This is a genomic window from Streptomyces sp. NPDC018000, from assembly GCF_044328025.1.
Classification (GTDB): Bacteria; Actinomycetota; Actinomycetes; order Streptomycetales; family Streptomycetaceae; genus Streptomyces.
This window is the reverse complement of sequence record NZ_JBIRGM010000002.1, coordinates 686,322-701,515: the sequence shown is the minus strand read 5'-3', so window position 1 is coordinate 701,515 and position 15,194 is coordinate 686,322. Positions and strand designations below refer to the sequence as shown.

Sequence of the window (15,194 nt, the reverse complement as noted above, 5' to 3'; positions counted from 1 at the left end):
ATTCCGGGCAGACACTTGTCACCTGGCCTTTGGCCTGATGAGCTATACGACGGGACACAACGGACACCCTGGGAATGGGAGATGTCGTGAGCAACGAAAGCCTGGCCAATCTGCTCAAGGAGGAGCGGCGGTTTGCACCGCCTGCCGATCTGGCCGCCAATGCCAACGTCAAAGCGGAGGCGTACGAGCAGGCCGAGACGGACCGGCTGGGCTTCTGGGCCGAGCAGGCCCGTCGCCTGACATGGGCCACTGAGCCGACCGAGACGCTCGACTGGAGCAACCCGCCCTTCGCGAAGTGGTTCGCGGACGGCAAGCTCAACGTCGCGTACAACTGCGTGGACCGCCATGTCGAGGCCGGTCATGGTGACCGGGTCGCCATTCACTTCGAGGGCGAGCCCGGAGACAGCCGCGCCATCACCTACGCCGAACTGAAGGACGAGGTCTCCCGCGCCGCGAACGCTCTCACCGAACTTGGTGTAGGCAAGGGCGACCGGGTCGCCGTCTATCTGCCGATGATCCCCGAGACCGCCATCGCGATGCTGGCCTGCGCCCGCATCGGCGCCGCGCACTCGGTGGTCTTCGGTGGCTTCTCCGCCGACGCCATCGCCGCCCGTATCCAGGACGCGGATGCCAAGGTCGTCATCACCGCCGACGGTGGCTACCGCCGCGGCAAGCCGTCCGCGCTCAAGCCCGCCGTGGACGACGCCGTCTCCCGTTTCGACAGCGTCGAGCATGTCCTCGTGGTGCGGCGCACCGGCCAGGACACCGCGTGGACCGAGGGCCGCGACGTCTGGTGGCACGAGATCACCGGCCGGCAGTCCGCCGAGCACACCCCTGAGGCGTTCGAGGCGGAGCAGCCGCTCTTCATCCTCTACACCTCCGGCACGACGGGTAAGCCGAAGGGCATCCTGCACACCTCCGGTGGCTACCTCACGCAGGTTGCATACACCCACAACGCGGTCTTCGACCTCAAGCCGGAGACCGATGTCTTCTGGTGCACCGCCGACATCGGCTGGGTGACCGGCCACTCGTACATCGTCTACGGCCCTCTGGCCAACGGCGCGACGCAGGTCATGTACGAGGGCACGCCCGACTCCCCGCACCAGGGGCGTTTCTGGGAAATCGTGCAGAAGTACGGCGTCACCATCCTCTATACGGCGCCGACCGCGATCCGTACGTTCATGAAGTGGGGTGACGACATCCCCGCCAAGTTCGACCTGAGCAGTCTTCGGGTCCTCGGTTCGGTCGGTGAGCCGATCAACCCCGAGGCGTGGATGTGGTACCGCAAGCACATCGGCGCCGACAAGTGTCCGATCGTGGACACCTGGTGGCAGACCGAGACCGGAGCGATGATGATCGCGCCGCTGCCGGGCGTCACGGAGACCAAGCCGGGAAGTGCCCAGCGTGCTCTGCCCGGTATCTCCGCCACGGTCGTCGATGACGAAGCCAACGAGGTTCCGAACGGCGGGGGCGGCTACCTCGTCCTCACCGAGCCGTGGCCGTCGATGCTCCGCACCATCTGGGGCGACGACCAGCGCTTCATCGACACCTACTGGTCGCGCTTCGAGGGCAAGTACTTCGCGGGCGACGGTGCCAAGAAGGACGAGGACGGCGACATCTGGCTGCTCGGCCGGGTCGACGACGTGATGCTCGTGTCCGGGCACAACATCTCGACCACCGAGGTCGAGTCGGCGCTCGTGTCGCACCCCTCGGTCGCCGAGGCCGCCGTGGTCGGCGCCGCCGACGAGACGACCGGCCAGGCCATCGTCGCCTTCGTGATACTGCGCGGTGCGGCTGCCGCCTCGGACGAGCTCGTCGGGGAGCTGCGCAACCACGTCGGCTCCGTGCTCGGCCCGATCGCCAAGCCGAAGCGGATCCTGCCGGTCGCCGAGCTGCCGAAGACCCGCTCCGGCAAGATCATGCGGCGTCTGCTGCGTGACGTCGCCGAGAACCGCGAGCTGGGCGATGTCACAACGCTCACCGACTCCTCGGTGATGGATTTCATCCAGACCCAGTTGCCGTCCTCCTCCGAGAACTGACCGCGGCGAGTATCTCCCCGAGGGGCATCCGGCAACGCGCCCGGTGCCCCTCGGGCATTCAAGGCCGCCCCCATATGCCGGTCGGTCTAAGGTGAAGATCACCGGATACAGCCCAGCGCACCCCAGGTACAGTGGCAGCCGCGTCAACAAAGCAATAAGAAATCTCCACAGGGTGTGCCGGGAAGTCTGGTCGGCAAGTGCATCAGCCATGCCATCGCTGCCGTACCGACCCGGAGGTCCTCACTCGTGGCCGCGCCCACCCCCACACCCCCTTCCTCCCGACCCACCTTTCTCGGGCGCCTGTCCCTCCCTGAGCGGAACTACCTCGCGGACGCCCTGCGCACCGAGACCGTCGGCGGGGTCATCCTGCTGGTCGCCGCGATAGCCGCCCTGGTATGGGCCAACACCTTCGGTTCCAGCTACGCGGCCGTCAGCGACTTCCATTTCGGTCCCGAGTCGCTGGGCCTCAACCTCTCCGTGGAGCACTGGGCCGCGGACGGGCTGCTTGCGATCTTCTTCTTCGTCGCGGGCGTCGAACTCAAGCGGGAACTGGTCGCGGGCGAACTGCGCGACCCCAAGGCGGCCGCCCTGCCGGTCGTCGCCGCACTGTGCGGAATGGCGGTTCCGGCCGTCGTCTACACACTCGTGGCCGTGACCGGCGGAGGTTCGACGGACGGCTGGGCCGTACCCACCGCCACCGATATCGCCTTCGCGCTCGCCGTCCTCGCCGTCATCGGCACCTCACTGCCGAACGCGCTGCGTGCGTTCCTGCTGACCCTCGCCGTCGTCGACGACCTCTTCGCGATCCTGATCATCGCTGTCTTCTTCACCGAGAAGATCAACTTCATGGCGCTGATCGGCGCCTTCATCGGCCTCGCCGTGTTCTATCTGCTGCTGCGCAGGAATGTGCGCGGCTGGTACATCTACGTACCGCTCGCCCTGGTGATCTGGGGCCTGATGTACAACAGCGGCATCCACGCCACCATCGCCGGTGTCGCCATGGGACTGATGCTCCGCTGCACTCGGCGGGACGGCGAGACCCACTCCCCCGGCGAGCACATCGAGCACCTGGTCCGTCCGCTGTCGGCCGGAATCGCCGTGCCGCTGTTCGCCCTCTTCTCGGCTGGTGTCTCCCTCTCCGGCGGCGCACTGGCGGACGTGTTCAAGCGGCCCGAGACGCTCGGTGTCGTCCTGGGGCTCGTCGTCGGCAAGACGATAGGCATATTCGGCGGTACGTGGCTGGCCACCCGCTTCACGAAGGCGGAGCTGAACAAGGACCTGGCCTGGGCGGACGTCTTCGCGGTCGCCTCGCTCGCCGGGATCGGCTTCACCGTCTCGCTGCTCATCGGTGAAATGGCCTTCGCCGGCGACGAGAGCATGATCAACGAGATCAAGGCCGCCGTGCTGCTCGGCTCCCTGACGGCCGCCGTGTTCTCCGGCGTACTGCTCAGACTCCGGGTACGGACATACCGGACACTGTACGAGGCGGAGGAGCTCGACGAGGACGAGGACGGCGTGCCCGATGTCTACGAGCAGGACGACCCGGAGTACCACCTGCGGATGGCCGCGATCTACGAGAAGAAGGCGGCGGAGCACCGCCGCCTTGCCCAACTGACGGGGGCAGCGAGCAGCAAGCCGGACAGTCCGGCATGATCTGACAGCAGATGTGTTGAACAGGAGAGCAGGAGAGGGAGTCAGGGATGAGCGACCCCGGCAACAACGCGGGCAGTGCCGACCGCAGTCTCGGGCAGCTGGTCGCCGCGGCGACGGCCGAGATGTCCGCACTGGTGCACGACGAGATCGCCCTGGCCAAGGCCGAAGTGCGGCAGGACGTCAAGCGCGGCGTCACCGGGAGCGTGGCATTCATCATCGCGGGTGTGCTGATTCTGTTCGCGATCCCGGTGCTGAGCTTCGCGGCGGCGTACGGAATCCACTACCTGGGGCCCAGCCTCGCTCTGTCGTTCACGATCGTGGGCGTCGCCTTCATCCTACTGGGGGCGTTGCTCGCACTGTTCGCCTTCTCCAAGCTCAAGAAGGTGAAGCCGCCGGAGAAGTCCATCGCTTCGGCCAAGCAGACGGCGGCCGTGCTGCAGGGCGTCAAGCCGCACCCGCGGCCCGCCGTCACGGCGGGGACGAGCCGTCCGGCCGCAGTGGGCAGCACGCCGGCGGACAAGGCCCCGGGACAGTCTCCGGTCCAGGACAAGGCGTCCACTGTGGCACGCTCGTCCACATGACGGTCTCCGATTCCAGTACATCCGGCCCGGTAGGCCCGGAAGGTCAGGCAAGCCCGGAAGGTCAGGTAAGCCCGAACGGCCAGGCGGGCACAGACGGCTCCAAGGGCTCGACCGGCCGCTCAGGCCCTTCGGGCCCCTCCGACCCACCGAGTTCACCCATCCCGGTCGGCTCCGGTGGGCCCGTGCGGCTCGACGGGCCGTGGACCCACCGGGACGTGGCTGCCAATGGCGCCCGCTTCCACATCGCCGAGCTCGGCGAGGGGCCGCTGGTGCTGCTGCTGCACGGCTTCCCGCAGTTCTGGTGGACCTGGCGCCATCAGCTCACCGCACTGGCCGACGCCGGTTTTCGCGCCGTGGCGATGGATCTGCGCGGGGTCGGCGGCAGCGACCGTACGCCCCGGGGTTACGACCCCGGCAACCTGGCACTCGACATCACCGGCGTGATCCGCTCGCTCGGCGAACCGGACGCCGCCCTGGTCGGCCACGACATGGGCGGCTACCTCGCCTGGACGGCCGCGGTGATGCGGCCGAAGCTGGTGCGCCGCCTCGCGGTCTCCTCGATGCCCCATCCACGCCGCTGGCGTTCCTCGATGCTCTCCGACTTCGCGCAGTCCCGCGCGGGCTCGTACATCTGGGGCTTCCAGCGCCCGTGGCTGCCGGAACGTCAGCTCATCGCCGACAATGCGGCGTTGGTTGGCCGGTTGATCCATGACTGGGCAGGCCCCCGGACCCCGGAGTTCCCCGACGATGCGGCGGTCGACGTCTACCGGCGCGCGATGTGCATTCCGTCAACGGCACACTGCTCGATCGAGCCGTACCGCTGGTTGGTGCGCTCCCTGGCACGTCCGGACGGAATCCAGTTCAACCGGCGCATGAAGCGGCCGGTGAGAGTACCCACACTGCATCTCCACGGTTCACTCGATCCGGCGATCCGTACGCGGAGCGCGGCGGGGTCCGGCGAATACGTCGAAGCGCCGTACCGTTGGCGACTTTTCGACGGTCTGGGGCACTTCCCCCACGAGGAGGATCCGGGCGCGTTCTCGGCCGAACTCATCAACTGGCTCAAGGATCCCGAGCCCGACCGGTAGCCGTACGGACACAGTTGTCCGACGAACGGCCAATTGCCCGGCGCATAGGCCAATTGGCTGACGGATGGGCGGTTACCGACCATGAGGCACGGGCAGACGTCGGGGTATGGGCTGGACGCACGACTTCGGTGACGCAGCACGCAACCGTCGCTCGACCGCCGCGGCGGGTCCGAGCACTCATGAGAGGAACGGCCCCCAGGGCCGGGTGCACGACATGCATGATCCCGGGCTCGGTATTCCGCGCATTCTGCGCCGTCGGGCCCGCTGGGTCTCGGCGCGGCTGCGCCATCCACGCGGATGATGTCCGCCCTGGCCGGCCGGTGAGCGTTCACCGACTTGGGGAAGTGCCGGACGCCCCGGCCAGACAGGACTTTCGAAACACGCCCTAGAGGGCGCACGTCTGGCTGTCGACCTGCTGGTTTGCGGTGCGGCCGTGCGCGATGTCCTGGCGGATCTCGTCGGCCGTCAGCGCGTAGCCGGTGTCGGGGTCGTCGAGCGACTTCGCGAAGACGACTCCGTACACCTTGCCGTCCGGGGTCAGCAGCGGTCCGCCGGAGTTGCCCTGACGGACGGTCGCGAAGAGGGAGTACACATCGCGGCGGACGGTTCCCCGGTGGTAGATGTCCGGTCCGTTGGCGTCGATGCGCCCCCGGACGCGCGCGGCCCGTACGTCGTACGAGCCGTTCTCCGGGAAGCCCGCAACGATGGCGCTGTTCCCGGTGTCGGCGTCGTAATCGGTGTCGGTGAACTTCAGCGGCTTCGCGTCGAGGTCCGGTACGTCGAGTACGGCAATGTCGCGCCGCCAGTCGTAGAGGACGACCTTCGCGTCGTACAGCCGCCCCTGGCCGCCGATCTGGACGGTCGGCTCGTCGACGCCGCCGACGACATGGGCGTTTGTCATCACCCTGCGGTCGGAGAAGACGAAGCCGGTGCCTTCGAGGACCTTGCCGCAGCTCGGGGCCGTACCGACGACCTTGACGATGGACTTCTTGGCGCTTGCCGCCACGGGGCTGCCCGCCAGCGCCGGGTCCGGGGCCCGGACCTCGGTGATCGGCTCGTTGGCGAAGGGGCTGAAGACCTGCGGGAAGCCGTTCTGCGCAAGGACCGAGGAGAAATCCGTGAACCAGGTGGAGGCCTGGGCGGGCATCACCCGGGAGATGCCGAGCAGGACCGAGGAGCCACGGACCTCCTTGCCCAGCGTGGGCAGTGAGGTACCGGCCAGCGCGGAGCCGATCAGCCAGGCGACCAACAGCATCGCGACCACATTGACCAGGGCGCCGCCGGTGGCATCGAGGGCGCGCGCGGGCGACCACGTGATGTACCGGCGGAGCTTGTTTCCGACGTGGGTGGTGAACGCCTGGCCAACCGAGGCACAGACGATCACGATGACGACGGCGACGACGGCTGCCGTCGATGAAACCGCGGAGCCGTTCGTCAGCTGGTCCCACAGGAACGGCAGCAGATAAACGGCGACGAGACCGCCGCCCAGGAACCCGGTCACCGACAGGATGCCGACGACGAACCCCTGGCGATAGCCGATGACCGCGAACCATACGGCGCCGGCCAGCAGCAGGATATCCAGCACATTCACCGTCTATAGCCTCGCAGATTCGTCACCGGGCTTGTTCCTTCGGCTGGGGCCGGACAGGGCCGGACGGCACAGCACGGGGGTCAGCGTGTCATGCGCGCCAGTCGAGCGGCACCTGCTTGGCGGTGTCCCACGGGCGCTCCCAGCCCGCGAAATGCAGAATCCGGTCGATCACTCCGGCTGTGAAACCCCAGACCAGGGCGGATTCGACCAGAAATGCCGGACCACGGTGACCGCTCGGGTGGACCGTGGTCGCACGATTGGCCGGGTCAGTGAGATCCGCCACGGGGACGGTGAAGACCCGGGCTGTCTCACCCGGATCGACGACGCCGACCGGGCTCGGCGACCGCCACCACCCGAGGACCGGCGTCACGACGAAGCCACTCACGGGGATGTAGAGCCGGGGCAGCACTCCGAAGAGCTGCACTCCGTGCGGATCGAGGCCGGTCTCCTCCTGGGCCTCCCGCAGAGCGGCCCTGAGCGGCCCTGTGGTGGCCTGGTCGCCGTCCTCCGGGTCCAGGGCGCCGCCGGGGAAGGAAGGCTGCCCAGCGTGGGAACGCAGGCTTCCGGATCGCTCCATGAGGAGCAGCTCGGGACCGCGCTCACCCTCCCCGAACAGTACGAGTACGGCGGACTGCCGCCCGGCGCCGCTCTCGGGCGGCAGAAAGCGGCTGAGCTGGTCCGGCTCGACCGTCCGCGCGGCGCGGGCCACGGGGTCGAGCCACTCGGGCAGGCCCTCGGTCGTGACGGTGATGGCTCCGTCGTGACCTGCGCCTGCCGTGGCGGCGGCAGCCGCTGCCACCGCCGCTGCGGGGCTGACGGCCGCTGGGGTGACCATTGTGGATCTGACCGCCGCGGGCGCGGCGGCCGCTTCCGTGCTCTGTTCGTGCGTCTTCATAGGCACCCCTCGTCTCACAACGCCTGTCGTCACTCATTTCGTTCCGGAGCGAGCGCCGTGCGTCAGTCGGCCCCCAGGGCCGGCGCGGGCTTGCCGGGGTAGTCCGCCGGCGGGCTCAGCCGCTGACCGGGCTGACCGCCCATCTCGTACTTCAGCAGCTTCCTGGCCTTCTCCGGGTCCGTCTCGCCCTCCCCGTACGCCGGGCAGAGCGGGGCGATCGGACAGGCGCCGCAGGCGGGCTTGCGGGCATGGCATATGCGGCGGCCGTGGAAGATGACACGGTGCGAGAGCATCGTCCACTCGCTCTTGGGGAAGATCGCAGCGATCTCGGCCTCGACCTTCTCCGGGTCCTCCTGCTCCGTCCACTTCCAGCGGCGGACCAGGCGCCCGAAATGGGTGTCGACCGTGATGCCCGGCACGCCAAAGGCATTCCCGAGCACGACATTGGCGGTCTTGCGGCCGACCCCTGGCAGCGTGACGAGGTCGGCGAGCCGGCCCGGCACCTCGCCGCCGAACCTGTCCCTGAGCGCCACGGCGAGGCCTATCAGCGACTTGGTCTTGGCCCGGAAGAAACCGGTCGGCCGAATGAGCTCTTCCAACTCCTCCGGGACGGCAGCGGCCATGTCCTCGGGGGTGGGGTAAGCGGCGAAGAGGGCGGGGGTGGTCTGGTTGACCCTCAGATCGGTGGTCTGGGCGGAGAGGACCGTGGCGACGAGAAGCTCGAAGGGGTTCCTGAAGTCCAGCTCGGGGTGGGCGTACGGGTAGAGCTCGGCGAGCTCACGGTTGATCCTGCGGGCACGACGGACCATCGCCAGATGCGATTCGGGTTTCGTATCGGGTTTTGCACCGGATTTCGCGGGCTTCACGGTGGCTTTCGCAGTGGACTTCGACGCGGGACTCACGGTGGACTCGGCTGCTGCCCGTGCGGCGGACTTCGACGACGGCTTCGCGGCAGACCGCGTGGCCGGCTCCGTCGAAGACTTCGCTGCAGACTCCACCGCGGGCTTCGAAGCGGGCTTCACCCCGGCCCTCGGGACCCGCTCACCCAGAGGGCGTTTTGTCGCTTTTTTTGGGCGACTCGCAACTTGTTCGCCCACAGCGGAATCACGGCCTTCCGACACCCCATCAGCCCCTTTGGCCTGCGCTCTCACCGGCGACTTGGACACCCGGCCAGCCTAGAGCCATGCACTGACATCCGCCCCGTTCACCGCGTATCCACCCCCAATCGGCCCCCTGCCTCACGTTTCGGCACGCCCGTGCGTCAAACTGGTTTGTGATTGATCGCACTGTTTTACCGTCCGGCATGATGGGGACCACGGTTCCCTGAACAGGCCGACAAGGAGAGAACTCGTGGACGACGTTCTGCGGCGCGCCCCGCTTTTCGCGGCGCTCGATGATGAGCAGGCCGCGGAGCTCCGCGCCTCGATGAGTGAGGTGACCCTCGCACGCGGCGACGCGCTCTTCCACGAGGGCGATCCGGGCGACCGCCTCTATGTGGTCACCGAGGGCAAGGTGAAGCTCCACCGCACCTCCCCCGACGGGCGCGAGAACATGCTGGCGGTCCTCGGCCCCGGCGAGCTGATCGGTGAGCTGTCCCTCTTCGACCCGGGCCCGCGCACCGCCACCGCGACCGCGCTGACCGAGGTCAAGCTTCTCGGCCTCGGCCACGGCGACCTCCAGCCCTGGCTGAACGCCCGCCCCGAGGTGGCCACGGCCCTTCTGCGCGCCGTCGCCCGCCGACTGCGCAAGACCAACGACCAGATGTCCGACCTGGTCTTCTCGGACGTACCTGGCCGGGTCGCCCGTGCCCTCCTCGACCTGTCGCGCCGCTTCGGCGTCCAGTCCGAGGAAGGCATCCATGTCGTCCACGACCTGACCCAGGAAGAGCTGGCCCAGCTCGTCGGCGCCTCCCGCGAGACGGTCAACAAGGCACTCGCCGACTTCGCCGGACGAGGCTGGCTGCGCCTGGAGGCGCGCGCCGTGATCCTGCTGGACGTGGAGCGTCTGGCGAAGCGGTCCCGCTAAGGCGTGTTTGGCACGTGGCGCCGTCCGCCCGCAGGGCGGGGCCGGGTGCACCCGGTGCGTGCGAGGCGCAGGGAGCGCAGCGGGCTGCGCCGACGACCGACAACGCAGTGAGCATGCGTGACGCCCGCGGCCATACGGGACCTCCGAAACACGCCCCGGCCGGCCTGTCGGCCGACGACCGGCCGCCGGCTCTGTACGCGAGGCCCTGCCGCATGGCGGGGCCTCGCGCGTATCCGGCCGTCCCAGATCAGCCCGTCCCAGATCAGCCCGTCCCAGATCAGCCCGTCCCAGATCAGCCCGTCCCAGATCAGCCCGTCCCAGATCAGCCCGTCCTAGATCAGCCCGTGCTCTCTCAGGTAATCCAGCTGCGCCAGCACTGAGAGTTCCGCCGCGGGCCACAGGGATCGGTCCACGTCCGCGTACACCTGCGCCACCACCTCCGAGGCCGTCCGGTGCCCGGCCTCGACCGCCGTCTCCACCTGGGCCAGCCGGTGCGCGCGGTGTGCGAGGTAGTACTCGACCGCTCCCTGCGCGTCCTCCAGCACCGGGCCGTGCCCCGGCAGCACCGTGTGCACGCCGTCGTCGACCGTCAGCGAACGCAGCCTCCGCAGCGAGTCGAGGTAGTCGCCGAGCCGCCCGTCCGGATGTGCGACGACCGTGGTGCCGCGTCCGAGGATCGTGTCCCCCGTCAGCACCGCCCGGTCGGCAGGCACATGGAAGGAGAGCGAGTCCGCGGTGTGCCCGGGGGTCGGCACAACGTACATCTCCAGGCCGCCGGTGGTGATCACATCGCCCGTGGTCAGGCCTTCGTCGCCGAGGCGCATCGCCGGGTCCAGGGCACGCACCTTCGTACGGGTCAGCTCGGCGAAGCGCGCCGCGCCCTCCGCGTGGTCGGGGTGTCCGTGGGTGAGGAGAGTGAGCGCGATCCGGCGGCCCGCCCTCTCAGCGGTGTCGATGACAGCCCGCAGATGTATGTCGTCCAGCGGGCCCGGGTCGATGACGACCGCGAGGTCGGAGTCGGGCTCGGCAACGATCCAGGTGTTGGTGCCGTCCAGCGTCATCGGCGAGGCGTTGGGGGCGAGGACGTTGACGGTACGGGCGGTGGCGGGGCCGGAAAGCGCCCCGCCGCGTGGCTGCCCGGGCAGCGCGGCCGCGTCGCTCATACGTTTTCTCCTCCCGCACCACCTGCACTGTCCGGCCTGCTCGGGATGTGCTTGGTGAACTCCTCGTGTCCCGGCCAGCTCAGCACCAACTCGTCACCCTCCAGCCGCGCCTGTGCCAGTACGGGGGTGAGGTCCTGGGAATCCGCCGCCTTCAGGGCCTCGGCGGCTGTCCCGTACGGCCTGAGCGCCCGCAGCGTCGACACGGTCGGCGGCATCATCAACAGCTCACCCCTGTCGTAACCGTCGGCGGCCTCTCCAGGCCCGATCCACACCGTGCGGTCGGCCTCCGTGGAGGCGTTGCGGGTGCGCTGGCCCTCGGGGAGCGCGGCGACGAAGAACCAGGTGTCGTAGCGGCGCGGTTCGAACTCGGGGGTGATCCAGCGCGCCCAGGCACCCAGCAGATCGGAGCGCAGTACCAGCCCGCGCCGGTCCAGGAACTCCGCGAAGGACAGCTCGCGGGCGACCAGTGCCTCACGGTCGGCCTCCCAGTCGGCGCCTGTGGTGTCACTGACGACCGTGTCGGCGCTCGGGCCGGCGAGGAGGACACCCGCCTCCTCGTACGTCTCACGGACCGCCGCGCAGACGATGGCCTGCGCCTCGGCCGGCGTATCGACGCCGAGCCGCTCGGCCCAGCTCTCCAGCGCGGGCCCGGCCCAGCCGACGAGCCGGTCGTCGTCGCGCGGGTCGACTCCGCCACCCGGATAGGCGTACGCCCCACCGGCGAAGGCCATGGAGGCGCGGCGGCGGAGCATGTGGACGGCGGGGCCGCCCTCGGTGTCAGCGGCAGGATCCCGGAGCAGCATCACGGTGGCGGCCCGCTTCGGGGTCGCGGCCGTCAGCTCGCCTGCGGCGAGTGCCCGGATCCGGTCGGGCCATTCCGGTGGGTACCACTGACCATTGGACATGGCCGGAGGCTATCCGGAACCGCGACGATGTTCGAGAGGCATGTTGATCCGTACATGTCCCGTACACACTTGATCCCGTCCGGTCGTCACGACCGGACGGGATCAGAGAAACGGCAGCGGACGGGAGCGGACGCCGGCGACCACCGAAGGATCAGGACGGACGTACGGCTCAGGCCCCGACCAGCTCGACCTGGACCTCGACCTCCACCGGCGCGTCCAGCGGCAGCACCGCGACGCCCACCGCGCTGCGCGCGTGCACGCCCTTGTCGCCGAGAACCGCGCCCAGCAGCTCGCTGGCGCCGTTGATCACGGCGGGCTGCCCGGTGAAGTCGGATGCCGAGGCGACGAAGCCCACGACCTTCACGACTCGCGCGATCCGGTCCAGGTCGCCCGCGACGGACTTCACGGCGGCCAGCGCGTTGAGCGCGCAGGTCTCCGCCAGTTCCTTGGCCTCGTCGGCCGTGACCTCCGCACCGACCTTGCCGGTGACGGCGAGCTTGCCGTCCACCATCGGGAGCTGGCCGGAGGTGTACACGTACACGCCCGACTGCACGGCCGGCTGGTACGAGGCCAGCGGCGGCACGACGTCCGGCAGCGTCAGCCCGAGCTCGGCGAGCTTCGCCTCGACGGCGCCCGCCATTACGCCTTCTCCCGCTTCAGGTAGGCCACGAGCTGCTCGGGGTTGTTCGGGCCGGGAACGACCTGGACCAGCTCCCAGCCGTCCTCGCCCCAGGTGTCCAGAATCTGCTTGGTCGCGTGCACGAGAAGCGGCACGGTCGCGTATTCCCACTTGGTCATGGCCCGACTGTAATGCCTGGCGCGCACAGCCTCGTGCGTAGCCCGCGGCCCGACTGGTTAGGCTCGAATACGTGAGCAGGTTCCAGGTCGTCAGCGGCAAGGGTGGTACCGGTAAGACCACGGTTGCCGCCGCCCTCGCGCTCGCCCTCGCGACCGAGGGCAGGCGGACCCTCCTCGTGGAGGTCGAGGGCAGGCAGGGCATCGCCCAGCTCTTCGAGACGGAGTCCCTTCCGTACGAGGAGCGCAAGATCGCCGTCACGCCGAGCGGCGGCGAGGTGTACGCCCTCGCAATCGACGCCGAACGCGCCCTTCTCGACTACCTCCAGATGTTCTACAAGCTCGGCAGCGCGGGCCGGGCTCTCAAGAAGCTCGGTGCGATCGACTTCGCCACCACCATCGCGCCCGGTGTACGGGACGTTCTGCTGACCGGCAAGGCCTGCGAAGCCGTACGCCGCAAGGACAAGCAGAACCGGTACGTCTACGACCACGTGATCATGGACGCCCCGCCCACCGGGCGCATCACCCGCTTCCTCAATGTGAACGACGAGGTGGCGGGGCTGGCCCGGATCGGACCGATACACAATCAGGCGCAGGCCGTGATGCGGGTGCTGAAGTCGCCCGAGACCGCGGTCCATCTGGTGACACTGCTGGAGGAGATGCCGGTCCAGGAGACCGTGGACGGCATCGCCGAGCTGCGGGCCGCGGAACTGCCGGTCGGCCGGGTCATCGTGAACATGGTGCGACCGCATCTGCTGGACGAGGAGGCGCTGCGCAACGCCGCGGGCGGTCGCCGCAAGGAGATCGCCAAGGCGCTGACCCGGGCGGGCGTGACCGGCTCCGCGGGCCTCGTACGCCCCCTGGTCGAGCAGGCCGCCGAGCATGCCCAGCGGGTCGAGCTGGAGCGCGAGCAGCGCCAGGTGCTCGCGGGCCTGGAGCTGCCGGGGTACGAACTCCCGCTGATCGGAGAGGGCATGGCCCCGGCCGGGCTCTACGACCTGGCGACCGAGCTCGGCAAGCAGGGCGTGGGTGACGGGGTGGGCGAAGGGGTGGGCACATGACACAGGACACGGACACGGACGCTGAAACGGACGCGGCCGCGGGCAGCGTCACCGCCACGACCACCGCACCCGCCCCCGCGCTGGAGACCGACGCATTGCTCGACGACCCCGGCATCCGGATCGTCGTGTGCTGCGGTTCGGGCGGGGTCGGCAAGACCACGACCGCCGCGGCGCTGGGCGTACGGGCGGCCGAGCGCGGCCGTAAGGTCGTCGTCCTCACCATCGACCCGGCACGCAGGCTCGCCCAGTCCATGGGCATCGACTCGCTGGACAACATTCCGCGCCGGGTGTCGGGCATCGACGGCGAGAGTGCCGGGGAACTGCACGCCATGATGCTCGACATGAAGCGGACCTTCGACGAGATCGTCGAGGCGCACGCGGACGGCGAGCGGGCCCGCGCAATCCTGGAGAACCCCTTCTACCAGTCCCTGTCGGCCGGTTTCGCGGGCACGCAGGAGTACATGGCGATGGAGAAGCTCGGGCAGCTGCGAGCGCGCAACGAGTGGGACCTGATCATCGTCGACACCCCGCCGTCGCGCTCCGCGCTGGACTTCCTGGACGCACCGAAGCGGCTCGGTTCGTTCCTGGACGGAAAGTTCATCAAGGTGCTGATGGCCCCGGCGAAGATGGGCGGCCGGGCCGGGATGAAGTTCCTCAACGTGGGCATGTCGATGATGACCGGCACCCTCGGCAAGTTGCTCGGCGGTCAGTTCCTGCGCGACGTACAGACCTTCGTTGCGGCGATGGACACCATGTTCGGCGGCTTCCGTACCCGGGCCGACGCCACGTACAAACTGCTGCAGGCGCCCGGTACGGCATTCCTGGTCGTCGCGACACCGGAGCCGGACGCTCTTCGTGAGGCGGCGTACTTCGTGGAACGGCTGGCCGCGGAGGAAATGCCGCTGGCCGGCCTGGTGCTCAACCGTGTCCATGGCAGCGATGCCGCCCGGCTCTCCGCCGAGCGCGCACTTGCGGCCGCAGAAAATCTTGACGGGGTCGGCATTGTGGATCAGACGGCCGGGAAGGCTGGACTTCGTGACCCGGCCGACTGGTCGGTCCCCTCCGAAACCCTTGTCGATCCCGATGCTTCCGAGCACGACAACTTCGAAGACCTCGAGCCAGATCCCGAAGCCGCAACCGAATCCAGGACCGCGACCAAGGCCGCTTCCGTCGAGCAGCTGACCGCAGGCCTGTTGCGGCTGCACGCGGAACGAATGCAGGTGGTCGCGCGCGAACAACGCACACGCGACCGCTTCACCGCGCTGCACCCGGAGGTCGCCGTGACCCAAGTGGCCGCGCTGCCCGGTGACGTGCATGACCTCGCAGGGCTTCGGGCCATCGGGGACCGGCTCGCGACCGGTTCCGCCCCGGCCGGAGCTGCGTAGCCGTCCGTACGTT

The 15,194-nt window shown here is 69.0% G+C and carries 15 protein-coding genes; 8 read left to right on the top strand and 7 right to left on the bottom strand.

Annotated features, from left to right (window positions below):
• Positions 1–74: 74 nt before the first annotated feature.
• From acs to ACH4EW_RS07750, 5 genes are all read left to right on the top strand, one after another.
• Positions 75–2,039, top strand: a complete 1,965-nt coding sequence (gene acs / locus ACH4EW_RS07770) for an acetate--CoA ligase (protein WP_398252877.1) — start codon at positions 75–77, stop codon at positions 2,037–2,039.
• A 246-nt stretch (positions 2,040–2,285) separates the two neighbouring features.
• Complete coding sequence (gene nhaA / locus ACH4EW_RS07765) at positions 2,286–3,692, top strand: Na+/H+ antiporter NhaA (protein WP_398252875.1); 1,407 nt, start codon at positions 2,286–2,288, stop codon at positions 3,690–3,692.
• Between the two features lie 47 nt (positions 3,693–3,739).
• Positions 3,740–4,273: a phage holin family protein gene (locus ACH4EW_RS07760; RefSeq protein WP_398252872.1), complete on the top strand. Its 534-nt coding sequence runs from the start codon at positions 3,740–3,742 to the stop codon at positions 4,271–4,273.
• Positions 4,270–5,361 (top strand): alpha/beta fold hydrolase, encoded by a 1,092-nt coding sequence (locus ACH4EW_RS07755; protein ID WP_398252870.1) that lies wholly within the window; start codon positions 4,270–4,272, stop codon positions 5,359–5,361. The genes ACH4EW_RS07760 and ACH4EW_RS07755 overlap by 4 nt, the downstream gene beginning before the upstream one ends.
• A 106-nt stretch (positions 5,362–5,467) precedes the next feature.
• Complete coding sequence (locus tag ACH4EW_RS07750) at positions 5,468–5,662, top strand: hypothetical protein (RefSeq protein ID WP_398252867.1); 195 nt, start codon at positions 5,468–5,470, stop codon at positions 5,660–5,662.
• Between the two features lie 84 nt (positions 5,663–5,746).
• On the opposite strand, the gene ACH4EW_RS07745 is transcribed toward ACH4EW_RS07750, so the two are convergent.
• The 3 genes from ACH4EW_RS07745 to nth all read right to left on the bottom strand — a co-directional run bounded on the left by ACH4EW_RS07745 (position 5,747) and on the right by nth (position 8,713).
• Complete coding sequence (locus ACH4EW_RS07745; protein WP_398252864.1) at positions 5,747–6,952, bottom strand: MarP family serine protease; 1,206 nt, start codon at positions 6,950–6,952, stop codon at positions 5,747–5,749.
• An 88-nt stretch (positions 6,953–7,040) separates the two neighbouring features.
• The gene (locus ACH4EW_RS07740) at positions 7,041–7,787 is read right to left on the bottom strand and encodes an NUDIX hydrolase (protein WP_398253338.1); all 747 of its coding nucleotides are present in this window, start codon (positions 7,785–7,787) and stop codon (positions 7,041–7,043) included.
• Positions 7,788–7,909: 122 nt separating this feature from the next.
• Complete coding sequence (nth, locus tag ACH4EW_RS07735) at positions 7,910–8,713, bottom strand: endonuclease III (RefSeq protein ID WP_398252861.1); 804 nt, start codon at positions 8,711–8,713, stop codon at positions 7,910–7,912.
• 484 nt (positions 8,714–9,197) lie between these two features.
• Here nth and ACH4EW_RS07730 point away from each other — a divergent pair, with 484 nt between their 5' ends.
• Positions 9,198–9,872: a Crp/Fnr family transcriptional regulator gene (locus ACH4EW_RS07730; RefSeq protein ID WP_014046869.1), complete on the top strand. Its 675-nt coding sequence runs from the start codon at positions 9,198–9,200 to the stop codon at positions 9,870–9,872.
• Between the two features lie 332 nt (positions 9,873–10,204).
• On the opposite strand, the gene ACH4EW_RS07725 is transcribed toward ACH4EW_RS07730, so the two are convergent.
• The 4 genes from ACH4EW_RS07725 to ACH4EW_RS07710 all read right to left on the bottom strand — a co-directional run bounded on the left by ACH4EW_RS07725 (position 10,205) and on the right by ACH4EW_RS07710 (position 12,738).
• Entirely contained in the window at positions 10,205–11,035 is an 831-nt protein-coding gene (locus ACH4EW_RS07725) for an MBL fold metallo-hydrolase (RefSeq protein ID WP_398252857.1), read from the bottom strand.
• A complete protein-coding gene (locus ACH4EW_RS07720) occupies positions 11,032–11,940 on the bottom strand; it encodes an NUDIX hydrolase (RefSeq protein WP_398252855.1) in 909 nt (302 codons plus the stop codon). Before ACH4EW_RS07720 ends, ACH4EW_RS07725 begins: the two co-directional genes overlap by 4 nt.
• 169 nt (positions 11,941–12,109) lie before the next feature.
• A complete protein-coding gene (locus ACH4EW_RS07715) occupies positions 12,110–12,580 on the bottom strand; it encodes a RidA family protein (RefSeq protein WP_398252853.1) in 471 nt (156 codons plus the stop codon).
• Positions 12,580–12,738 (bottom strand): DUF4177 domain-containing protein, encoded by a 159-nt coding sequence (locus tag ACH4EW_RS07710; RefSeq protein WP_003967454.1) that lies wholly within the window; start codon positions 12,736–12,738, stop codon positions 12,580–12,582. Before ACH4EW_RS07710 ends, ACH4EW_RS07715 begins: the two co-directional genes overlap by 1 nt.
• 71 nt (positions 12,739–12,809) lie before the next feature.
• On the opposite strand from ACH4EW_RS07710, the gene ACH4EW_RS07705 reads away from it, so the two are divergent.
• The gene (locus ACH4EW_RS07705; RefSeq protein ID WP_398252851.1) at positions 12,810–13,796 is read left to right on the top strand and encodes an ArsA family ATPase; all 987 of its coding nucleotides are present in this window, start codon (positions 12,810–12,812) and stop codon (positions 13,794–13,796) included.
• On the top strand, positions 13,793–15,181 hold the full coding sequence (locus ACH4EW_RS07700; protein WP_398252848.1) for an ArsA family ATPase: 1,389 nt from the start codon (positions 13,793–13,795) through the stop codon (positions 15,179–15,181). The genes ACH4EW_RS07705 and ACH4EW_RS07700 overlap by 4 nt, the downstream gene beginning before the upstream one ends.
• The last annotated feature ends 13 nt before the right edge of the window (positions 15,182–15,194 follow it).